The 22,397-nt window shown below is 34.5% G+C and carries 29 protein-coding genes; 20 read left to right on the forward strand and 9 right to left on the reverse strand.

Features of this window, described 5'->3' with window-relative positions:
* Positions 1-484, reverse strand: a 484-nt coding sequence (locus BEN26_RS00910; protein ID WP_181482154.1) for an RNA-guided endonuclease TnpB family protein, incomplete at its 3' end; no start/stop codon positions are given.
* Positions 485-853: 369 nt separating this feature from the next.
* Between BEN26_RS00910 and BEN26_RS00915 the strand changes: the two genes are divergently transcribed.
* Positions 854-2,050, forward strand: a complete 1,197-nt coding sequence (locus BEN26_RS00915; protein ID WP_069800737.1) for an MFS transporter — start codon at positions 854-856, stop codon at positions 2,048-2,050.
* An 11-nt stretch (positions 2,051-2,061) separates the two neighbouring features.
* Here BEN26_RS00915 and BEN26_RS00920 read toward each other — a convergent pair whose 3' ends face one another.
* Together BEN26_RS00920 and BEN26_RS00925 are read right to left on the reverse strand one after the other, a co-directional pair.
* The gene (locus tag BEN26_RS00920; protein WP_069800735.1) at positions 2,062-3,216 is read right to left on the reverse strand and encodes a S8 family peptidase; all 1,155 of its coding nucleotides are present in this window, start codon (positions 3,214-3,216) and stop codon (positions 2,062-2,064) included.
* 15 nt (positions 3,217-3,231) lie between these two features.
* Entirely contained in the window at positions 3,232-3,573 is a 342-nt protein-coding gene (locus BEN26_RS00925) for a hypothetical protein (protein WP_069800733.1), read from the reverse strand.
* 198 nt (positions 3,574-3,771) lie between these two features.
* Here BEN26_RS00925 and BEN26_RS00930 point away from each other — a divergent pair, with 198 nt between their 5' ends.
* Positions 3,772-4,335: a hypothetical protein gene (locus BEN26_RS00930; protein WP_069800731.1), complete on the forward strand. Its 564-nt coding sequence runs from the start codon at positions 3,772-3,774 to the stop codon at positions 4,333-4,335.
* A gap of 330 nt (positions 4,336-4,665) precedes the next feature.
* On the opposite strand, the gene BEN26_RS00935 is transcribed toward BEN26_RS00930, so the two are convergent.
* The 5 genes from BEN26_RS00935 to BEN26_RS00955 form a co-directional block, all read right to left on the reverse strand.
* Positions 4,666-5,052 (reverse strand): spore germination protein GerPE, encoded by a 387-nt coding sequence (locus tag BEN26_RS00935; RefSeq protein WP_069800729.1) that lies wholly within the window; start codon positions 5,050-5,052, stop codon positions 4,666-4,668.
* A gap of 10 nt (positions 5,053-5,062) precedes the next feature.
* Positions 5,063-5,230, reverse strand: coding sequence for a spore gernimation protein GerPD (locus tag BEN26_RS00940; protein ID WP_068725825.1), 168 nt, complete (start codon positions 5,228-5,230; stop codon positions 5,063-5,065).
* Complete coding sequence (gene gerPC / locus BEN26_RS00945; RefSeq protein WP_068725823.1) at positions 5,230-5,841, reverse strand: spore germination protein GerPC; 612 nt, start codon at positions 5,839-5,841, stop codon at positions 5,230-5,232. Before gerPC ends, BEN26_RS00940 begins: the two co-directional genes overlap by 1 nt.
* A 74-nt stretch (positions 5,842-5,915) precedes the next feature.
* Complete coding sequence (locus BEN26_RS00950) at positions 5,916-6,119, reverse strand: spore germination protein GerPB (protein ID WP_069800727.1); 204 nt, start codon at positions 6,117-6,119, stop codon at positions 5,916-5,918.
* A 15-nt stretch (positions 6,120-6,134) separates the two neighbouring features.
* Positions 6,135-6,356 carry a spore germination protein gene (locus BEN26_RS00955; protein WP_068725813.1) on the reverse strand — a complete coding sequence of 74 codons (222 nt, stop codon included), beginning with the start codon at positions 6,354-6,356 and terminating at the stop codon, positions 6,135-6,137.
* 143 nt (positions 6,357-6,499) lie between these two features.
* On the opposite strand from BEN26_RS00955, the gene BEN26_RS00960 reads away from it, so the two are divergent.
* From BEN26_RS00960 to BEN26_RS01000, 9 genes are all read left to right on the forward strand, one after another.
* Positions 6,500-7,021 carry an Hsp20/alpha crystallin family protein gene (locus BEN26_RS00960; protein ID WP_069800725.1) on the forward strand — a complete coding sequence of 174 codons (522 nt, stop codon included), beginning with the start codon at positions 6,500-6,502 and terminating at the stop codon, positions 7,019-7,021.
* 53 nt (positions 7,022-7,074) lie between these two features.
* The gene (gene plsY / locus BEN26_RS00965) at positions 7,075-7,665 is read left to right on the forward strand and encodes a glycerol-3-phosphate 1-O-acyltransferase PlsY (RefSeq protein ID WP_069800723.1); all 591 of its coding nucleotides are present in this window, start codon (positions 7,075-7,077) and stop codon (positions 7,663-7,665) included.
* Between the two features lie 18 nt (positions 7,666-7,683).
* Entirely contained in the window at positions 7,684-8,490 is an 807-nt protein-coding gene (locus tag BEN26_RS00970) for a DUF2797 domain-containing protein (protein WP_069800721.1), read from the forward strand.
* A 114-nt stretch (positions 8,491-8,604) separates the two neighbouring features.
* The gene (locus BEN26_RS00975; protein WP_069800719.1) at positions 8,605-9,117 is read left to right on the forward strand and encodes an adenylyl-sulfate kinase; all 513 of its coding nucleotides are present in this window, start codon (positions 8,605-8,607) and stop codon (positions 9,115-9,117) included.
* A gap of 106 nt (positions 9,118-9,223) precedes the next feature.
* Positions 9,224-9,784: an adenylyl-sulfate kinase gene (locus BEN26_RS00980; RefSeq protein ID WP_069800717.1), complete on the forward strand. Its 561-nt coding sequence runs from the start codon at positions 9,224-9,226 to the stop codon at positions 9,782-9,784.
* Positions 9,785-9,839: 55 nt separating this feature from the next.
* Positions 9,840-10,838, forward strand: coding sequence for a phosphotransferase (locus BEN26_RS00985; RefSeq protein ID WP_069800715.1), 999 nt, complete (start codon positions 9,840-9,842; stop codon positions 10,836-10,838).
* Between the two features lie 88 nt (positions 10,839-10,926).
* Positions 10,927-12,255: a polysaccharide deacetylase family protein gene (locus tag BEN26_RS00990; protein WP_069800713.1), complete on the forward strand. Its 1,329-nt coding sequence runs from the start codon at positions 10,927-10,929 to the stop codon at positions 12,253-12,255.
* A gap of 27 nt (positions 12,256-12,282) precedes the next feature.
* Complete coding sequence (locus tag BEN26_RS00995; protein ID WP_069800711.1) at positions 12,283-12,972, forward strand: class I SAM-dependent methyltransferase; 690 nt, start codon at positions 12,283-12,285, stop codon at positions 12,970-12,972.
* Entirely contained in the window at positions 12,972-13,229 is a 258-nt protein-coding gene (locus BEN26_RS01000) for a YkoF family thiamine/hydroxymethylpyrimidine-binding protein (RefSeq protein WP_068725794.1), read from the forward strand. The genes BEN26_RS00995 and BEN26_RS01000 overlap by 1 nt, the downstream gene beginning before the upstream one ends.
* A gap of 29 nt (positions 13,230-13,258) precedes the next feature.
* On the opposite strand, the gene BEN26_RS01005 is transcribed toward BEN26_RS01000, so the two are convergent.
* Positions 13,259-14,344 (reverse strand): GerAB/ArcD/ProY family transporter, encoded by a 1,086-nt coding sequence (locus BEN26_RS01005; RefSeq protein ID WP_069800709.1) that lies wholly within the window; start codon positions 14,342-14,344, stop codon positions 13,259-13,261.
* A gap of 99 nt (positions 14,345-14,443) precedes the next feature.
* Here BEN26_RS01005 and BEN26_RS01010 point away from each other — a divergent pair, with 99 nt between their 5' ends.
* From BEN26_RS01010 to BEN26_RS01050, 9 genes are all read left to right on the forward strand, one after another.
* Entirely contained in the window at positions 14,444-15,343 is a 900-nt protein-coding gene (locus BEN26_RS01010) for a Gfo/Idh/MocA family protein (protein ID WP_069800707.1), read from the forward strand.
* A 113-nt stretch (positions 15,344-15,456) separates the two neighbouring features.
* Complete coding sequence (locus tag BEN26_RS01015) at positions 15,457-16,188, forward strand: GntR family transcriptional regulator (protein ID WP_255421830.1); 732 nt, start codon at positions 15,457-15,459, stop codon at positions 16,186-16,188.
* Between the two features lie 95 nt (positions 16,189-16,283).
* Positions 16,284-17,459: an SIS domain-containing protein gene (locus BEN26_RS01020; protein WP_069800705.1), complete on the forward strand. Its 1,176-nt coding sequence runs from the start codon at positions 16,284-16,286 to the stop codon at positions 17,457-17,459.
* A gap of 113 nt (positions 17,460-17,572) precedes the next feature.
* On the forward strand, positions 17,573-18,046 hold the full coding sequence (gene agaB, locus BEN26_RS01025; RefSeq protein ID WP_069800702.1) for a PTS galactosamine transporter subunit IIB: 474 nt from the start codon (positions 17,573-17,575) through the stop codon (positions 18,044-18,046).
* Between the two features lie 11 nt (positions 18,047-18,057).
* Positions 18,058-18,852: a PTS galactosamine transporter subunit IIC gene (agaC, locus tag BEN26_RS01030; RefSeq protein WP_069800700.1), complete on the forward strand. Its 795-nt coding sequence runs from the start codon at positions 18,058-18,060 to the stop codon at positions 18,850-18,852.
* A complete protein-coding gene (agaD, locus tag BEN26_RS01035; RefSeq protein ID WP_069800698.1) occupies positions 18,830-19,639 on the forward strand; it encodes a PTS galactosamine transporter subunit IID in 810 nt (269 codons plus the stop codon). Before agaC ends, agaD begins: the two co-directional genes overlap by 23 nt.
* A gap of 1 nt (position 19,640) precedes the next feature.
* Positions 19,641-20,090: a PTS sugar transporter subunit IIA gene (locus BEN26_RS01040; protein ID WP_255421831.1), complete on the forward strand. Its 450-nt coding sequence runs from the start codon at positions 19,641-19,643 to the stop codon at positions 20,088-20,090.
* Positions 20,091-20,161: 71 nt separating this feature from the next.
* Entirely contained in the window at positions 20,162-21,358 is a 1,197-nt protein-coding gene (locus BEN26_RS01045) for an SIS domain-containing protein (RefSeq protein WP_069800697.1), read from the forward strand.
* 168 nt (positions 21,359-21,526) lie between these two features.
* The gene (locus tag BEN26_RS01050; protein WP_069800695.1) at positions 21,527-22,384 is read left to right on the forward strand and encodes a tagatose bisphosphate family class II aldolase; all 858 of its coding nucleotides are present in this window, start codon (positions 21,527-21,529) and stop codon (positions 22,382-22,384) included.
* Positions 22,385-22,397 lie beyond the last annotated feature (13 nt).

Here is a 22,397-nt window from a genome sequence, read left to right on the forward strand (position 1 = left end):
ATTTTCCTGTTTTTGTTCGAGAAACCGTACAAGACTTGAGGATATGATGTGACGGGATTTCCCGATGTTGTTTCATTTTTACAAGTTTCAGTTTCGGTAATTTGATATAGCCATCCAAAAGCATAATGTTTCCGTTGACCACGTTGGTTGTGTAGGACTGTCTCGCCTTGCGGCTTTTGAACTTAGGAAATTCAACACGACCAGAGAAGAAGTTTTGGTATGCCTTCTGCAAATTCAGTTGAGCGTTTGCCAACGCAAGGCTATCGACTTCTTTGAGCCATGCAAACTCCTTTTTGTACTTGGCAGGAGTCGGGAATTTTTGTTTTTTCAAGGCTTCTTTGTCGTCCTTGAACTTCTCATATGTTTCTTTTCGTTCAGCCAACATTTTATTGTAGACGAAACGAACGCAACCGAAGGTTTTCGCAAGAAATTGCTCTTGTTCTTGTGTTGGGTACAGACGGAACTTATATGCTTTGTTTGCCATATCGAATCACCTCGCTTCAATGGGCGCACCACCCGTTGTGAGTAAGCAAAAGCTTCTCAACATCGTGATTCCATTCTACTAAGGAAATATTGTAATTTTCACCCAGTCTAATTTCATTGATATATCAGCCTTTCATTTATATAAGACTAATTATATCATAGCAAAAAAAGACAACTTTAGGCTACGCCTAACCGAAATTCATCTCCTACTTTCACTGGTACTGGCACACCTTCACGTTTAGAAGTGGGAGACTTCTTTCGGAGGGAAGTTAAATTCTATCATATTGTACATGTTAAATATACAGAGTTGATTAACCCTTTTCTTTCTTATAAGATGAAAGAGTGTAATTAGAAGGGGGAAGTATTCTTCATGTCAGAAGCAGCTATAGCTTACCATCATACTAAAGGTTTTCAAAAACGTTTTTTTATTTTAGTCGCAACCGTTAGTATTTCTGGCTTTAGTCAGGGACTTTTATTATCTTTATTATCTGTAATCTTAGATCGCCAAGGGGTTCGAGCTGATTTCAACGGGCTAAGTTCTGCAGCTCTTTATGTAGGAATGCTGCTTGCTTCACCCTTTATGGAAGCACCTGTACGGAAATTTGGGTATAAACCGATTATTTTGTTTGGAATGAGTTTGTTAATCGGATCCATGATTCTATTTCCCTTATGGCTTAACTTTTATTTTTGGATTCTTTTACGTTTTCTTGTTGGGATTGGGGACAATGCCCTTCATTTTGCTACACAGGTATGGATTACTTCAACAGTGGCTGCTAATAAACGAGGAAGGAGTATTTCGCTTTATGGTCTTTCCTATGGGATTGGGTTTGCTGCTGGACCATTAGGATTAATGTTACTCCCTTATGGAAAATGGGTACCTTTTGCAGTTTCCGTGTTTCTCTTTTTCATTATTCTTATTCCGATCTTACGGTTACAAAATGAAAAGCCGAAATTAGGCCGAGAAACTCATGTAGAGAAGCGTTATCTGAAGGTGTATGCGATCGCAGGGGTTGCTTTAATGCCATTCTTTATCTATGGCTTTTTAGAATCTACACTTAACTCTATCTTTCCGATCTATGGGATGAGAACAGGACTAGAGCTCTCAACTATTTCTAAACTATTATCTGCTTTTGTGATCGGTAGTTTAATCTTGCAGCTTCCGCTAGGTACATTAAGTGATTATATCGGGAGAAGAAAAGTCTTAATTCTTGCTACTTTTAGTGGAGGAATTCTTTTTGCCCTCGTTCCTATGTTTCATACCACGATTCCTTTATATATCATCTTTACGTTAGCTGGCGGGCTAGTCGGATCATTGTATTCATTGGGCTTAGCTTATGTGGCCGATCTAATCGGACCAGCATTGATCCCAACAGCTAATATTATTGCTACCATTCATTTTGGGGTTGGTAGTATTATTGGGCCTTATCTAGGGGGAAGCTTCATTAATCATATTTCTCCACAAAGTTTGTTCTACTTAATTGGAGTCGTTGTCGTTTCTTTTGCATTTTTTGGGTTCTTTAGTACATTAGTAAAAAGATGCAAAAACAGAAGGAAAACTAATATATAAGAGCCATTGGATTATTCTCCAACGGCTCTTTCTGCGAGGACAGAAGCATTGACAACGCCAAAACCTTGGGCAAAGGATGAGGAATCTTTAAGCCTTGTTGCTGAGCGTCTTAGCATGTAAGAAAGCTGTTGAGGCGTTAAATTCGGGTATCTGCTTAACATCAGGGCGGCAACGCCTGAAACATGAGCAACAGCCATCGAGGTTCCGCTTAATTCTCTAAAGGAATCGTTCAACCAAGTAGAGGTGATTTTTTCCCCGGGTGCAGCTAAATCAATATTCGGGCCAATCGTACTAAATTTTGAAATTTGATCCTGTTCATTGATAGAACTTACAGCAATGGTCTCCTCAAATTGTGCTGGATATTCTAGCCGTCCCCTTGTACCTTTATTCCCAGATGCTGCAATCATAATAATACCTGCCTGATGGGCTCTAGCAATCGCTTCCCTAAAAGAAGCACTGGGTTCATTAAAACCAAAGCTCATATTAATAATCTGTATGCCATTGCCAATACACCAGTCAATGGCTTTAATAATATCAGACAGTTTTGCAGTACCGTCTTTATTAAAGGCTTTTACTGCATAAAGATCTACTCTTGGTGCAACACCTACTACACCAAACTGGTTATTTACCGCACCTATTGTACCGGCCACATGTGTTCCGTGTCCATTGTGATCATAGGGTGGAAGAAGAGGATTTAGAATATTGACTCCACCCTTGACATTGTTGTGTAGATCTGGATGGTCATAAGCAATCCCTGTATCAAGTACTGCAACGCGTACCCCTTTTCCTTGCGTTGTTGACCATGCCTTTTCTGCTCCGATTCTTCGAATCCCCCATGGAACAACTTGTGCCTTTGGTGTCACTTTCCCTTTCACAGGAATAAAGATTTGCACATCAATGTCTTCTTCAATTTGAAAAAGGGCTGGATGGTTCCTAAAGGCACTTGATGGATAATCTTTAGGGAACAACCCAACAAAAGCATGTAGGTGTTTAAGATATTTCAGGTTTCGAATTCGACAAATACGTAAATCACGGTAACAGGCACGTGCTGATGCGTTTGGCCTAAGAAACAGAATTTTATGCTCATATTGTTGATTTCGTCTGCCCCGCTGATCTTCAATCCATTGTCTTAAAAAAAGATGAGGGTGCCAGGGATGAGGAGTCATTTTAATAACTCCCTTCTATTTTTTTTTCTTCTTCTTTGCCGTTTGTTCAATGGCTTTGTTTAATTTCCTTGCTTGTTGTTCTGTTAATAGATTTTCATTTTTTAAGAAATCAAGAGCAGCCCCTGCACTTCCCGTTTGCTGAATTTGATTCGCTAATTTTTTTAATTGATCTTTACTTGTTGGTGCATTGGTTACCCTTTGTACGTATTCTAAAAGTCCTTCTGTACCACTTGTATCCTTTACATGTTTTGCTTCATTTAAAAAACGGGTGAGCTGGTCTTCAGTCATGACATTTGTACCCATTACCGTATTAATTAAATCCACAAAATCCTTTTTTGTTGGTTTTTGTTCTGCCACAATGCATACCTCCCTTATATAATAACTTACTAGAGAAGGCTGAAATCTGTGATGGGATATTGCCTATAAATGCTTAAAAATTGAAAATTGGGCGTAAACAATAGTTGTTTGTAAACAATTGGGCGAAACGTCACCCATACTGGGTCATAGCATATATTGAGAGTCTTTAGAAAAGGGAATTAGAGGAGGAGTCAAAAAGTGAGTTCCCATCATAAAAACAGCAAGTCACAACAATCGTCAAAGACACCAAGACAAAAAAGAACCCCCAGAACATTAGTGATCGATGAGCAGCCGAATAGTCAATTACCAGCATTATTTCCAGAAGGATTTCGTTTAAAAAATTTTGATTTGGTTGGGAAAATAGATGATATGAGAGTCTTAACAAAAGAATTGTCGGTGATGGCTAGGCAATTAGAACAATGGATGAGTGTTGCTCATACTGTGGTTATGGCATTTAAGGATAATGGTGTTCTTCGAGAGGTAGTTAAAGCTTTAGCAAACGTAAATTTATCTGGAGGTGGAAATGGAACTTCTCAAGGGGAGACACCAAAGAATAAAGTAAAAAAATCTGCCCCACCACCATTTATGTTACCTTTTTTCGGTAATATGCAGAATAATGATGATAATGAAGAAGAGGACACATCAGAAAAAAGAAATCATTCCCAAGAAGAAAACCCCTTTGAAAACATCAATATTTTTGAAATCATTAAAAATCCTGCATTTCAAGATATGATGGCAAAACTGTTCTTACAAAAAAAATAATAGGCATCAACTCATGAAAGAAGAAAGCCGATCTCATTCGGCTTTCTTCTTTGTGAGGTTGATGAGCCCTTGTTATTTTTGAAAGGTTACCCTTCCAAAAATGGTGATTAGACTTTCCACATAAACTCCTCAGGAAATATAAACCAGAATATAACAATGAGCGTTAGTATAAAGAGAAGAAGGTGTCTAAGACTCCACTGCATCGATCACAGCTCCTTCCTTGGCTGTTTGCTAGGTGTCTTAATACTAACTTATGACAATCAAGCTTTAATGGCTTAGGCTAGACAACCATTTTTAAAAAAATGGGCGAAAAACGCATAAAAATAGTACCTAAGACTGATTCTTAGGTACTCTTGGTAATAATATTCGAACATGCTTTACACGTGATTCTACATCGATCCGATGGTTAGAACCAATTTGAACGATTGCTGATGTGGATATTCCATTCACTTTGATGTTTCCCACTTGAATATACGGAGATTCATTGTTGATCTTCATTCGTAAAGGCTCTATGATGGTTGTTTTAGGTATAGGTTTTGTATATAAGGGATATCTTGATAGATTGTCTTCTTTACCATCAAAGTAAGGCAATTCTCCATGTACAGCAAATACATTAGCACGGGGTGTAATAAAACGACTATCACCCACCTGAAGAATCGATCCAAAAAGCATAAGCTTCACATTCACGCTATTAACGACTGATATTCGTTTATTCATCATTCCTCCATTATAGGCGCACTAGTGGCAAGTATTGTACAGCCTCTGGTGGAGTATCAAAGATCGCAGAACTACTAATCACTTCAGTGTCTCCTACTAGAAAGACAGAAGAAATAGCAACACCAATAACTTTTATATTTCCTACTGAGAGTTGTCGGTTGACGACAAAAAAGTTCATCATTTATTCTCCTTTGGCGGTAAGTTTTGAATATAATATTCAATCGCTTGTTTAATGTTTCCTATGATTTGATTGACGATATTTTTTTCGATTTCTTGTTCATTTTCTTTATCCCAGTTTTTATACTGATTTAGATAAAGATGGATACGTTCATCCATTTGCTTTTTGATATCTTCGATCACCATTTGTCTTTGTTGATCACTTTCTATTGTACGAAAGTATTTTTGTTCGATTTGGTTGATGTCTTTAAAAACATCATGATTTAAATACTGTAGAACAGACTCTTGGATCTGTGTAAAAAGATCAGCGTGTTTTGTCGAATAAACTTTGACATCTTCAGCAACTTGTTGATTGACTGCTAGTTCTTCAAACATGCCTGAACCATTAGGAGTGAGTCCAATATTTAAGGTTCCTTCAAGGGTTTCAATTTTTAATTGATCAAATTTATACTCAATTTTTTCAATGTTTATTTGACGGTCTTTTTTTATTACTTCCATTTGTTCTTGCAATTGTAAGAGCAAAGCATTTAATTGATTGATACGATCGTTTTGACCTTTTACATGGGAATAAAGATGTTGAACATATTCATATAGATCTGAGTTGTCATGCATATACATCCCTCCTACCTTGTTTTTCCTATTTTATGCACCTAATGAAAGTTAGGTGTTAGCCTAAAAACATAAATTTAATAGGTTGGATGAGGAAACTGCGACAAAGGAGCTTGAGGTGGTCGAAGTTCTGGAACTGGTTCAGTAAATCCACCTGTATTGTAAAGCTGTGATAATGGCTTGATAATTCCGGCACTTCCAATTTGAAAAACCGATGAATTTCCAATACTGTTTATTCTTATATTATGAATAATAATCGTTTGGTTCACATGAAGATTCATGACGATTCCCCCCTACTAAGTGTTAACAGGGTTATCTGCTTCTAGTAAATCATTATCAAGTGTATTAGTATTGCTTAACCCATTATTGGTATTCAAAAAATCCCCAGTATTAAAGGATCCAGAACCTGCATAGGATTTTGAAGTAACTTTTGGCGAAAGGTATAAGGCATCGCCAATATTGACAATTCCACCAGTACCTACGCTGTTTATTTTCACTCCTCCTACGATTGAAGGCATATGCAAACATCCTTTACTTTATCAAATAGTTGAATACCCATAAAAATTCTCATGATTTACTATATGTCTATTTAGAAATAATGGTTCCCCCTTATTCAACAATTGCATAGATTGATATAGAAATGCTTAAGGGAGGAAGTAAAATGGCATTTAATCCTTTCGATTTTATAAAAAACAATCCATTTCAAGAGGATATATTTAAAGATAAAGATTTAGTTGAAGGTTTTTTTGGAGAGAATAATCCCTTTGATCAGCAGTTTTTTGATCGAGTATTTAAGAATGGAAAAGTTATGGGTGAGGATGCAAATTTTGATAAAAGGTTTTCTAGATCCGTACCGATGGATATTGTCCAAAAGCCATATGAGATGCTCTTTATCTTTGAAATTCCGGGAATTAAAAAAAATGACCTTCAGATTAAAATTGCTGGATCAAGACTAACGGTTGAAGGGGAGGTTCGATCAAATTACGATTTTTCGGAAAAGGAAATCATAAAATCAGAAAGAAAGTTAGGAAACTTTTCAAGAAGTGTGATGATTCCAGTCGTATTTGATAGTAAACGAATCCATGCTAGGTACCAAAATGGTCTATTAGTGATTAGAGTTCCTATTTTAAAAACAAATCGCACTGATACTGTGAATGTCCAATTTGTTCATGATGAAAAATAATTAAATTTTTGCTATTATGGTATTAAAGTATGCATTTGCTGAAGGAGAATCATATGGATGTATTTTTGGCCATGATCATTGGTTATTTGTTAGGATCTATTCCCTCTGCTTTAATCGTAGGTAAAAGGAAAAATATCGATATTCGCAAACATGGTAGTGGAAATATTGGTGGCACGAATACCTTCCGCGTTATGGGTAAAAAGGCGGGTTTTTTGGTTTCGATTGCTGATATTCTAAAAGGCGTAATTCCCACAGGGATCGCCCTTTACCTTGGTGGAGAAACGATTGCTGCTTTAACAGGTGTGGCAGCTAGTTTTGGTCATTCTTATTCAATTTTTGCCAAATTCAAAGGGGGGAAAAGTGTGGCGACAAGCGCCGGAGTGATGCTTGTTTTGAATCCTTTGACCGTTTTATTTGGTGCTATTGCTTTTGCCATTACTTTATTCACCACTAAATTTGTATCGTTATCATCTATGTTTGCAGCGATAACAGTAGGGATTTCTCTTTTTATTGTAGAGGAATCTATATCAATTAAATTAGCAGGGGTATTCTTTGTGTTGTTTATTATTTTCCGCCACCATTCAAATATTAAGCGTTTAATGGAAGGAACAGAAAACAAAGTTTTTCAAAAAAAGAAGTTATAATTGAGAGGAGTTAATCTATTGAAAGTCAGCGGGGAATTGAGAGAACTGGTACATAAAGTAGAGGAACCCGTTCAATATTTCTTACAGATCAATGAAGAAAATATTCATTTAAATCCATATATAGGAAAACAGATGAAACTAAGCTATCAAAATGAGATCCATTGTATTCATTGTGGTAGAAAGATCAAGAAATCATATAATAATGGTTCCTGTTATCCGTGTTTTGTCAAGTTACCACAAAATGACCTATGTATCGTAAAGCCACATGAGTGCCATTTTGATCAAGGTACTTGTCGTGATGAATCGTTTGCAGAAGATCATTGTATGGTGCCTCATTATGTATATCTGGCTTTAAGCAGTGATGTGAAAGTAGGGTTAACAAGAAAGACAAATGCTTTTAAACGTTGGGTAGATCAAGGAGCGGTTCAGTCAATTCCAATTGCTGAGCTTCCTACACGAAAAATGGCGGGTGAATTGGAATTTTATTTATCCCAGTTTATGCCAGATAAAACCAATTGGCGAAAGATGCTAAAAGGAGAAATTGCAGAAAAGGATCTTTTTAAAATCAGAGAGGAGATACGAGAAAAGATTCCTGAAGAATTCCACCCTTATTTATTAGAAGTTGAACAAATCCATGCATTTATTTATCCTATACTCGAGACCCTAGATCATATTTCTTCTCTAACTTTGGATAAGCAATCCAAAATTGAAGGGCGTTTACTTGGAATTAAAGGACAGTATTTACTTTTGGATTCCGGAGTGATCAATATCAAAAAACATGCTGGTTATCTTGTTCAAATTGAACTAATAGATGAATCAATTTAAAGAGTGTAATAAAACCAAGGAGTGGTTTTATTACACTCTTTTTTCTCACTTTAGAAAAGTATAAGTGCAACGGAGCAATTCCAGTTTGTGTTTAATAGCGAGGAGGAACAAACATTGCAACAAGGACTTATTATTTGGTTTACCGGACATTCCAAATCGGGAAAAACGACATTATCAAAATTACTTTTCAGTGAATTGCAACAAAAAGGATACCGTTGTTATAGACTTGACAGCGATACACTACCTTTATCCATTATTAAACCTCAAGCCGATCGTTGGGAAGAAAGGCAAAGGTTAAAACTTGAAAATATATCTTTTCTTTCTCGGTTATTATATGATAATAACTATTTTGTCCTTATTGCATCCGTAGGAAGGTTTAGTGAATGGAGAGAACTGTTGAGAAAGCAAGTACCTAATTTTATTGAAATTTATCTCACTTGCCCATTAGAAGTAAGATTAGCACGTGATTTTGAAAAAAAATATCAAACTCATCGTGAATATTTTGATTATTACGAAAAACCTAATAATCCTGATGTTGTCATTGATACAAATCACAAGCAACCAAATGAAAGTGTAAATTTGATTATGCAATATCTTCAAATGAAAGGTTTTCTAAAGGGAAGATAATGCCCTTTTTCTACACCTCTTTTCTCTAAAGGGTTCTAATCCAATCCAATTTATCTTTGGATGAATAATTTAAATTAACAATCGTATGGAAAAGAAGTGAATAACTATGCAAAAAGGGCTAGTGATTTGGTTCACCGGTTTACCCAATGCGGGAAAAACAACGATAAGCAAATTGTTGGAAAAAGAATTAAAATTAAAAGGTTATGATGTAGAACGAATTGATAGTGATGAAGTACCTCGTTCATTAACAAAAGAATTAAGTTCTGACTGGTTTATCAGGCAAAAGCAGAAATCCACGAATATTATCTATGTGGCAAAACTTCTGTATAAACATCGTATTATTGTCTTGATTTCTTCTGTAGGACGTTTGCGCAAAATGAGAGAGACTGCTCGTAACGAAATTGATGATTTTGTAGAGATCTATTTAAGATGTTCTTTGAATACAAGGTTAGAAAGAGATCAACTGGCTAAATATTCAAGATACCCTTCTACCATTCATTATTACGAAGAACCAAATCATCCAGAAATGATTATTGATACTGATCAGCTTTCTCCTAATGATGCAGTTCAACAAATATTAGACTATTTATCATCCCAAGGAATGATTGCAGAGCAAAAGTGGATGAATACACATAGAATGAATTACGCCCTTTACCAAGGGATATGACGCTTTTACAAGATTATGAAAGCACGCAAAAATTGTCATAAAAGGGATGTTTTCAATGCTCTCTGCAAATGTTGATCTTTCACCAGATATAATAAAATCACTGATTGAGAAACATTACGATTTAAAAGTTCATTCAATGGTAAAAGTTCGGGCTGTCTACAAAGTGAACACGTCTATTGGATTATTTGGATTTAAAGGTGCTGAAGAATTAACGGATCTGCCGTTGATTGCGAATTATCTTCAAAAGATTAGAGATCATGGTTATACAAAAATTCCTAATTTTCTTCGTTCAAAAGAAGGAAACTATTTAATCAAGTATGAGAAAAATGATTATTTTATGGAGGAATGGCTTGATCTAGAAGAAATCCCCAATAAAAGCTATCCATATGTAAAAAAAATTGGAGAGACCTTGGCTGACTTTCATCATGCAACATTAGAAATTAGACCCGAACAAGATAGCGATAGATTTGAATGGGGAAAACAGCCAGATTTTCTTCAACATTCATATCAAAAACTTTTCGAATGGGATCAAAAATTTTTGTATAAATCCTTCAATTCATTGGAAAAACAAATGTTGGATTTTCTGCTTAAGCGAAACGAACTTGCATACCAATATATTAAAGATGTTGACTATCATGCACTTTTACAGTTCTATCCTGAATCAGCCGCTTTATGTCATGGAGCATTACAATCTCGAAATATCATGTTAGATGAGGCAGGAGAAATATGGCTTATCGATTTTGAAACATTAGCTTTTGCAGAACGTGTTAAAGATCTTGCTCATTTTCTTGAACATCATGCAAAACCCTACCACTGGGATACTCAGATGGTCTTTACATTTTTAAATGGTTATCAATCAAAATTATCTCGTCCAATCACTGATGATGAATGGAAGATTTTTTTCTCCTATTTAGCTTTTCCAAGAAGATTTTATAGCCGGTCGATTCATTATTTTGATAAAAAAGATTTGAAGCCAAAAGATCTTTATAAATTAAAAGAAATGATAGAATCAGAAATAGATAAAGAACCACTATTTACACTATTTTGTCCCTAATATACACACCAGTATATTAGGTTTTTTTAACTTCTATTTTAGGACTAGCCCCATATACATGTAATAGAACATCAAAGGGGGAAGAATAATGGTCTTTAAAAAGAAGTGTCTTATTAGCCTAATACTTGTTATCTCACAAATCTTTTTCTATTTTCCTACAATAGGACAAGCTGAAAGTGCTGATCCAATCTATCAGACCTTATTATCAGGAAAGCGAATATTAAAGGAACGAAATTTTATAGAAGAGGAAAAAGCAACGGTCTATTTAACCTTTGATGATGGGCCAAGTGAATTAACTCCGAAGGTATTAGATATTTTAAAAAAGGAAGGAATAAAAGCAACCTTTTTTGTCGTAGGTAAAGCAGCAGAACAAAATAAAAAAATCATCAAAAGAATTGTGGAAGAAGGACATTCGATTGGAAATCACTCCTATACCCATCAGTATAAAAATTTGTACAGTAGTTTCTCAGATTTTTGGCAAGAAATTCAGAAAACGGAAAAAGTGATTTACGATATCACAGGGATTCGTACTTCCTTGGTTCGAACACCAGGAGGGACTTATAAGAACTGGGATAGTTTTTATTTCTATTTTATGGATCAAGCAGATTATTTGGTCTATGATTGGAATGTAGATAGTGGAGATTCCAAACGCATAGGTGTACCCGCTAAGGAAATCATTGCAACTGTAAAACAATCAAAAGTGACCAAAAAATTAATCGTGCTCATGCATGATAGCAAGTCACACGTAAATACAGTAGGAGCCTTACCATCGATTATCAAATATTACAAGGAGAAAGGATATCAATTTAAAGCGTTATCTGAACAAGTAGAACCTATTATCCAACCCGAAACGGCAACAAGATGGAAGAGAAATAATGAATTTGAAATTAGAGACACTTTCGTTAGAGAAGTGGAAAAGAAAAAAATTGCTGAAGTAGAGCAAAAAGAAGAGCAGAAGGATAAACTCGTTGATGTTTGGATGGTTGAACCTTATTACGAGAAGATTGGAGAGGTCATTTATTCTTATCAAGATGAGATGTGGTGGCTCCCTTTAAAACAGGCTCCAATCCTTCTGGATACAAGAGTAATGGTGGATGAACGGACGAAAATCATAAGACTATACAAAGAAAATACTTCGCTTATGATAAGAGGTCAAGAGCTAAAACGAATCGGACATGAATGGTATATACCATTGATACCTGCCATCCAAGTTTTTCAAAAGAACATTCACTGGAATGAGGAAATGACCTACTTGATTTTAGAACAGGATGAACAGGGATCATTTGTTACAAAAGAAGAATCGATTTGGAGTAAAATCATCTCAAGCTGGGAAACAGGATTTCAGACTATAGTGACCCGTCTTTCTAGGATTTACTTTACCTTTCCTTCTCTATTTTTGTATACTTATAGAAATTAGAAAATGATTAAGAAAAGAGGTAAATAAATGGCATGGTTTGATGCTTTTGCAAAAGATTATGATACTTGGTATCAAACAAAGCTTGGCAACTTTGTCGATAGGGTTGAAAAGGAATTGATTGAATCATTAGCAAGTCCAAAACAAGGTGAGAAAGTGTTAGATATTGGTTCTGGCACTGGAACCTATTCATTATGGCTTGCTAGGAAAGGGTTAAATGTAACAGCCATCGATCAATCAGTAGAAATGATGAAGGTGGCCAAAGAAAAAGCGGAAGCGGAGAAGTTGTCGATTGATTGGAACTTAGGGGATGCTCACCACCTGCCATTTCTTGGTAGTAGTTTTGACTTAGTGATTTCTGTCACAGCGATAGAATTTATGGATCAACCTCAATTGGTTTTACGCGAGGCGATGAGAGTCTTAAAGCCAAACGGTCGGTTAGTAGTTGGTTTATTAACAAAGGAAAGCCCATGGGGAGAATTATATCGACAAAAAGCAATAGAAGATCCAAACAATTTATTTGCTAAGGCACATTTTTATACAGAGAAAGAACTAGAGGACTTATTACCCTATCCTTTAACGATTAAAAAAGGATTATATTTACCACCCGTTCTGGAATTTAATGAAAAAGAGGCGTGGCAGCAAGAAAAAGAAAAACAGGAATTACAAGCAGAACAGGCAGGCTTTTTTGCCGTTCGCTGGGATAAGGAGGAGAAATGATGATATCCTGTCAGGTAGCTCTTTACCCGTTGGCTACAAAAGAGTTTGACCAAGTGATTGTAGAAGCCTTAGATGCTGTAAAACCGTTAAAAGAAGAAGGTTTAACGATAGAAGTCGGATCTATGAGTACGATTTTTAAAGGACCTGATGATCTAGTGTGGAAAGCGGTTCGCCTTTTATTTGATACAGCTAAGCAAAATGGGCAACAGATTGTGTTAAATACCCAGATTTCAAATGAATGTGGATGTGATCTTTAAGAAAGGGCATTTCAAATCTGAGGGGTTTCTCATTTCCTTTTGAAATAAGAAGCTCCTAACATAATTAGTGGAAGAATAAAACCAAGAGCAAGCATATAGGCAAACCATGTTGTAGTGATAAAATCGATAAAATCAGTAATACTTTCAATCATACTCGTAGATAAGGCGATGGTAATGATCAATAACGGTATAACAATTGGTTGATAATCGGTAAGTTTAAAGATTTGGGTAAGGCTTAAAACCCCAGCATAAAAAGTAATTACCAATTTAATAAAAATTGTAATGATATAAGCTAAAATAATAAAGGATTCAATCCTTGTAAGAAAACCGCCAATATTGATTAAGCGAGCCATATTAAGGGGGGCAAAAATAGAGAGTTCAGTAGGCCTCACGTTTAACACAAGAATCGTACTAACAACTATAGCAAATAAAGAAAAGCCTGCCACTAGTCCACCACTAATCACAATTCTAGTTAAATGTTTGCGAATATTTAAAAATGGCAGGATCATTAGAAAAACTGTCATTTCTAAATAGGTAAAGCTTAGTGCCGTAAAGGACCCTTTTATTATAGGTTTTAGGCCATGAGTTAGAATAGGTGACAATCTTTCTAGTTTCATTAAAGGGATTACTAATGAAATAGTTAACCAAACACTTCCAACGGCCAAAAGGGAAATAATTTCATTTATGCGGCCAATTGTTTCTAAGCCTTGTTTTGTTGCAAAAAAAACCAAAATACCTATCATTGCGATAAAAGCGATAATAGGGGTTTCTTTTAAGACAGTCGTTGTAATCATATCTCCTAATTCTCGTAAGAGAATACCAGATAAAAGAATAAAATAGGTGGCATAAATCAAGGCAATGATCGTACCGAATACTTTTCCAAAAAGCGTTTGGCTGATTTCGACTAGCGTTTGATTAGGGAAACGGTTTGCGATCATAACGAGGATTAACAATAAAAGACTACCAAGACCTATAGCAGCCAATAAAGAAATCCAGCTATCTTGCTTAGATTGACTAGTCACCATTCCTGGGACAAATATTAACGCACTCCCAATTAAATAATTAATGATTAACAGCCAGAGCTGAAACTGATTAATCCTTCCATTTTTTAACATGGCGATCCCCCCATATATATTATTCCCTTTATTGCATTTTGTAAAAGTGTAATATATAGTTATCCAAAGAATAGTGCAGCATTAAAGGAGGTAGCAGTGTTGAAGATAGGGGTAATAGGTTTAGGAAAAATTGCAGAAAAAGCATATCTTCCTGTGATAACCGCAATGAAAGGGATTGAGCTTATATTTGTAACTAGAAATAATGAGAAATTAAACTTTTTGGCAGATAAATATCGTGTCAATCAATGGTTAAATGATGTCGATGAACTCCTTGAACAAAATGTGGATGCCGCCTTTGTTCATACAGCTACAGAAGCACATGCTTCAATTATTGAAAAATTATTAAAAAATAAAATACATGTTTACGTAGACAAACCAATTTCTTATTCAATTGAAGAAACGAGGAAAATCGTTCAATTGGCTAAAGATCAAAATGTAAAGCTAATGGTAGGTTTTAATCGTCGCTATGCCCCAATGTATAAGGACTTACCAGAGTCCAAAGATTCGAAAATCATCATTATGCAAAAAAATAGGATGAATAAGATGAAAGAAGTACGAGAGGTTATTTATGATGATTTTATTCACATTGTTGATACACTAAGATATTTATCTAGAGAAGATATTGATCATTTTGATGTTGACTCTGTCGTTCAGAATGGGAAATTACACCAACTTGTAGTGAAGTTTAAGGGTAAGAATTTTACATCAATTGGGATAATGAATCGCGATCATGGAATTAATGAAGAGATACTTGAATATATCGTTCCAAAAAAGAAATGGGTCGTAAAAAATTTAGTTGATACCATTCAATTAGAAAATGGTGAGGAAAAGTGGCTTAGAAGTGGTGATTGGGATTCTACATTATATCGAAGGGGATTTGTTGGAGTCATTGAAGATTTTATAAAAATAGTTTCTAAGGATCTTTCGACAATCAATTTAATGAACGATGCGTTAGAAACCCATGAATGGTGTGAAAAGATTATTGAGAGAGTTAAATAAAATAACGCTAGTTAATTTTTGTTGACAATTAGTGAATTCAATATTATAGTTATAGTATAAGTGGTACGTACCACATGATGTGATTATATTTAAAATACAAGGAAAAGTGAAAGATGATGCGAATAATAGATAAGGGAAGTCGAATACCACTTTATTATCAGTTGATGGAGATTATTATTGATGAAATTGAAACTGGGAAGCTTAAAGAAAACGATCAAATACCTTCTGAACGCGAACTTTGTGAAAAATATGATATTAGCCGCGCCACAGTAAGGCAAGCGATTCAAGAGTTAGAAAAGGAAGGCTATATTTATAAACAACATGGAAGAGGGACTTTTGTTTCTCCAAAGGAGTTTAAACAGGATTTATTACATTTTTATAGCTTTACTGAAGAGATGAAAAAGCTTGGTAAAAATCCTACTTCAAAAGTAGTTGATTTTGAAGTTATTGAAAGCGATGCTAAGGTGGCAAAAAAAATGAATATTTCTCTTGGGGATATTGTCTATAAATTTACTCGTTTACGCTTAGCTGACCAACAACCGATGATGCTTGAAACAACTTACTTGCTATATCATCGTTTTCCCAATATTAAACAAAGTGATCTTGAACAGAAAGCTTTGTATGATATTTTGACTGAAAGATTTAATGTTAATTTCACAAAGGCAGAGGAAAGTTTTCAACCGGTAAATACGAGAAAACATGAGGCGGAATTACTCGAATATAAAGAAAACCATCCAAGTATGATGATCGAAAGAATAACTTACGATAAAATTGGTATTATTGAGTACACTGTAGGAATCGCAAGAGGTGATCGTTTTAAATATCGGGTAGTACTAAATATATAATTTTTTTCGTATAACTGGTAATGATGACATTATATCATTATATGATAATAAGATTTAAAGAATGATTTAAATATGACGAAAGAAGAGGAGAGAATATGAGGCAACTATTCGGATATGATGAGGAATATTTAAAGAGTATATCTGGCTATGTTACAGCAAAAGAGATTCGACAACAACCTAGGTTATGGAAAGAAACTTTAGATATTGTAAAAGGAAACAAAGATTCTATTGATGCATTTTTAAATAAAGTTCTAAACAAGGATAATATAAGAATTATTTTCACTGGTGCAGGAACATCAGCATTTGTTGGTGAGAGTATTGCCCCATATTTAAACAAAAAAATTCCACGAAAAATAGAATCAATAGCAACAACAGATATTGTATCCAACCCTGAAAACTATTTATTTAAAAATGTCCCCACTTTACTTGTTTCATTCGCTAGATCAGGTAACAGTCCTGAGAGTGTAGCTACTGTAGAACTTGCTAAACAGATTGTCGACGAGTTATACCAAATCATTATTACATGTAATCCTGAGGGAGAATTAGCAAAAAAATCCCAAAATGATCCAAACAGTTTACTACTATTGATGCCTGAGGATTCTAATGATCAAGGTTTTGCAATGACAGGTAGCTTTAGTTCAATGGCATTAGCAGCGCTTCTTCTATTTGAAAATATTGATGAAATCGAGCAAGAGATTAACTTGATTATCAATAATGGAGAAAAAATATTAGAAAATATAGCTCCACTAATTAAAGCTTTGGCTGAAAACGATTTCAATAGAGTTATCTATTTAGGCTCTTCTTCATTAAAGGGATTAGCAACAGAGTCTGCATTAAAAACATTAGAATTAACAAAAGGTGAACTTGTTGCAACATATGATTCTTCTTTAGGATTTAGGCACGGGCCAAAAACAATTATCAATAATCAAACTCTGATAGTTTCATATATTTCTAGCGATGAATATACACGGAAATATGAAATCGATTTGCTAAAAGAATTAGCTTCAGAAAAGGATTATCATAAGTTAATAGCGGTATCCTATGAAAAAAATCAAGAAATTGAAAGTTTAGTAGATGATTATATTTATATCAGTGACCAAGGTAAAGTATATAAAGATGATGTTTATTTAATTTTTAATTATGTGTTAATGGCTCAAATGTTTGCATTGTTTAAATCGATTCAACTAGGGTATACTCCTGACAATCCGTGTCCTGATGGAAGTGTGAATAGGGTAGTAAAGGGTGTTAACATCCATCCTTATTTCATATAAATGCACAATTCCTTGTGAGAGGAGGAATCATTCTAAATTATTTTCTTAAACTAGGGTAAGTACATGATGAAGGAATTATTAAACGTTTAAAATCTATCTAGGTGGTGATTGAAATGGCAGAACCCAATATTTTATTAGCACGTATTGACAACCGATTAGTACATGGCCAAGTAGGGGTAACATGGACTACGACATTAGGTGCCAATTTATTAGTTGTTGTTGATGATCAAGTAGCAAAAGATCCTTTACAACAGCAATTGATGGCTGTAACAGCTGAATCATCTGGTGCGGGAATTAGATTTTTTACAGTAGAACATACCATTAATATTATTCATAAAGCTGCACCATCTCAAAAAATCTTTATTGTATGTAAAACGCCTGAAGAGATAAAGAAACTAATAGACGGTGGGGTACCTATCAAAGATGTAAATGTGGGTAACATGCACTTTTCACAAGGGAAACGTCAAATTAGTAAAAAGGTTTATGTAGATGATAAAGACTTAGAAAATCTACGTTACATTAAATCAAAAGGAATCAATGTATTTATACAAGATGTCCCTGGGGATATCAAAGAAAATATTGAGTAGGAGGGGATCTTATGCATGATATTACATTAGTTCAAGGTATATCTTTAGCAATCATGGCAATTATTGTTGGGATTGATTTTTGGCTTGAGGGTTTATTTATCTTTAGACCTATTATTGTTAGTACCTTAACTGGACTTATATTAGGAGATCTACAAACTGGTTTAATTGCTGGTGCATTAACTGAATTAGCATTTGCAGGTTTAACTCCTGCAGGTGGTACACAGCCACCAAACCCAGTATTAGCTGGAGTGATGACAGTTGTGATAGCATATACAACTGGAACAGATGCAAAAACAGCGATTGGTTTAGCTTTACCTTTTAGCTTTTTAATGCAATATATCATTTTATTCTACTATTCTAGTTTTTCATTTTTTATGGCTAAGGCAGATAAATATGCTGAAGAAGCGGATATTAAATCCTTTATTAGATTAAATATTTTAACTACATCTATAGTAGCCGTGACTTATGGTATTGTAGTATTTTTAAGCACATATGTTGCCCAAGATGCAATGCAACTTTTAGTAAAATCAATGCCAGCATGGTTAACACATGGATTTGAAATCGCAGGGGGTATATTACCTGCTGTCGGATTTGGAATGCTATTAAAAGTAATGCTAAAAGGGCAGTATGTACCTTATCTAATTGTGGGATTTTTAGTAGCATCCTTTATTCCTTTTTCTAATCTATTACCTGTTGCTATGGTTGGGGCTGCATTCGCCATTTATGAATACTTCAATTCGAAAAACAAGGCTCAATTAGTACAAAAAGTTGCTGTGGAAGGAGATGACTATAGTGAAGGAATCTAATAAAGTATTAACAAAAAAGGATATTACTAAATTAGGGTTATTATCCTCATTCCTGCAAGCTAGCTTTAACTATGAGAGAATGCAAGCGGGTGGTTTTACTGTTGCACAATTACCATTCTTAAAGAAAATATACAAAGATGACAAAAAAGGTCTCTCTGAAGCAATGAAAGACAATTTGGAGTTTATCAACACACATCCAAACTTAGTCGGCTTTTTAATGGGATTATTATTATCTCTAGAGGAAGGAAAAGAAGACAGAAACTTAATAAAAGGTTTAAAAGTTGCATTGTTTGGGCCATTAGCAGGAATAGGGGATGCAATCTTTTGGTTTACGATTCTACCCATCGTGGCTGGGATAAGTGCATCATTTGCTGAACAAGGAAGTATTTTAGGACCAATTATTTTCTTTAGCGTTTATTTAACTATATTTGCTTTTCGTATCGTATGGACTCACCTAGGTTACAATTTGGGTGTAAAAGCGATTGAAAAAATAAAGACTAGTTCACAAACGATCTCTAAAGCTGCAACTATTCTCGGAGTTACAGTTATTGGTGGCCTAATAGCATCTTATGTGCATATCAATATTTTAACTGAGATCGCAATCAATGCAGAACATTCAGTATCATTACAAACTGATTTCTTTGACAAAATATTCCCAAATATTTTACCAATGGCTTATACATTGCTTATGTTCTACTTCTTGAAAAAGAAAAAAGTTAGCCCTGTTGTATTAATCTTGGGAACATTTATTATGGCGATTGTGATGTCCTTGTTAGGAGTGTTATAAAATGAAAAGAATCATGAAAAAAATCATGATTGTAAGCGGACATGGAAACTATGCAACTGGATTACAAAATTCAATTGAATTATTAGCGGGAAAAAATGATGATTTATACTTCATTGATTTTACAGCAAATGATACGGATTTAACTTTAAAGGAAAAAATGGCAAATGTGGTAAAAGAAAATCAAGATTCACAAATATTATTTATCTGTGATATTCTTGGAGGCACACCTTTTAAAGTTGCAGCAGAAATTGCTAATGATCATGATTATATGGAAGTAGTTGCTGGATGTAATATTGCTTCAATATTAGAAGCGTTATTCCAAAAGGAAACTCTTTCTATAAGCGAATTAGCAGATTTTATTGTTTACTCAAGTAAACAAGCAACAATTAGATTTCAAAAGATCACCAATTTTCAAGTAGAAAGTAATCAAGAATTAGAGGAAGGAATTTAATCAAGGAAGAAAGCAGAGTTGTTTTATTAAAATAAACTCTGCTTTTTACAATACTTTAAGGAGAAAAAGCAATGAGGATATTAGGAATTGATAGCAACGAATTAAAGAGAATCGAAGGATATAATACAAGTTATGAGATGGTGAACCAACCAAATCTTTGGCTCGATGGAGTGAACATCATTAAAGAAAATAGAAGTAAAATAGAATCCTTTTTGAATGAAGTTTTCTCGATAGAGGGATTAAAAATATATTTGGTTGGTGCTGGAAGTTCTGCAAAGGCGGCATCAATTGTACAGAATTATATACTGAGAGAGACAAATAAAGAAGTCTTCGCTATAGCATCAACAGCTTTATTAACCCATCCTGAGCAGCATATTTTAGATGATAGCCCAGTTCTATTGGTCTCTTTAGGAAGCTCAGGTAATACGACAGAAGCACTAGAGGCTGTTGAAATTTTTAAGAGCAAAAGTAAAAAATTATATCAATTATTGATCATTTGTTCTGAAGAAGGGGAAATTGTTAAAAGATATATGAATGAAGAAGAGGTACTTTATATCCCTATTCCCAAAGAAACTAAGGGGAAAAGCTTTGCAGCTACCGGTGAGTTTACTCTATTAGTTCAATACGCCTTAATGATTTTTGATATTCATAACTTTGATTACTATAATAGTATGTTTAAACACATTGTTTCTGATGTTGAAACGTTCTTTAAAGAAGATATATATAAGGTTCATGCAATAAGCAATAGAACATATGATAATGTTGTGAGTCTAGGTTCTAATGTGTTAACCTTTTTGGCATCAGAGATGTGTTTAAAAATCAGTGAACTTTCAAGTGGTTTACAGAGTTCCGAATTCCATTCCATACTAGAATTTAGACATGGTCCTAAATTGGTAATGAACTCAAACACTTTAATCACGTTCTTTTTTAGTCAAGATGATTATGCAATAAAATATGAAAAAGATATGTTAAAAGAATGTTATCAAGATAAAAAGAACAGCACTATTGTAGCAGTATCAATGAACTATGATAGTGAAATTGACGAAAATAGCGATTATTATTTTTGTTTTAATAAAGGTCAATTTAATTATTTAGATGATTCTCATATTATTTTTCAATATTCTATATATTTACAAGCCTTGGCTATATTAAAGTCAATTCAGCTAAAAGTTTCACCTGATCATCCGGATCAAACCGGTGCCGTGAATAAGGTTGCTCAAGGTGTAAATATTTATAAAACAAGCCAATTGTATAACTCGTTCAATTGACGAGAATGATATCACTTATGCGATCCAAAGGTTTTATTATAATATTGAATTACTGAATAACTAATTGTTTTAAAATTTAAAAAAGAATATGTTATAATTGGTACGTACGTCATAATATCATGATTTATGCTATAATAAATGAGATTCAACCTATAAGGAGGAATGAAGATGTCAATTGTCTCAACAAAAGAAATGCTTCTTGATGCCCAAAAAAGAAAATATGCAGTACCCGCTTTTAACATACACAATTTAGAAACCGTTCAAGTGGTAGTTGATGCTGCTGCTGAGTTACAATCGCCAATTATTCTAGCAGCTACTCCAAGTACCGTAAAATATACTGGTCCAGATTATTTGTTGGCTATCGCAAATGTAGCAACGGCTAGATACAATATCCCTATTGCTCTTCATCTAGACCATTCAGAAGATATTGATTACATTAAACAATGTATTGATTTGGGGTACAAATCGGTTATGATCGATGCCTCTCATGATCCATTTGAGGAAAATATTCGAAAGGTAACAGAAGTGGTTAATTATGCACATCGATTTGGAGTAACAGTGGAAGCTGAATTAGGACGACTTGGTGGGCAAGAAGATGATTTAGTCGTAGATGAAAAAGATTCAATATTTACAGATCCGGAAAAAGCTGTTGAATTTGTTGAAAGAACGAAAATAGACTCATTAGCTATAGCAATTGGAACAGCTCATGGATTATATAAAGCTGAACCAAAATTAGACTTTGATCGGCTTGAACGGATAAATCAACGAATAGAGATACCATTAGTTCTTCATGGGGCTTCGGGAATTCCAGATAAAGATGTAAGAAGATCGATTGAACTAGGAATTACCAAAGTAAATATTGCAACAGAATTAAAGATTCCATTTTCTAATGCGGTAAAGCAATTTTTTAATGAACATCCAGAGGAAAGTGACCCAAGAAAATATTTGACTCCTGGTAAAGAAGCGATGAAAAAGGTAACGATTGAAAAAATTAAGTTATGCGGTAGTGATGGCAAGGCTTTATAAGGAAGTGATTCTT

The sequence above is a fragment of the Tepidibacillus sp. HK-1 genome, from assembly GCF_001748485.2.
In the GTDB taxonomy this organism is placed as follows: domain Bacteria; phylum Bacillota; class Bacilli; order Tepidibacillales; family Tepidibacillaceae; genus Tepidibacillus_B; species Tepidibacillus_B infernus.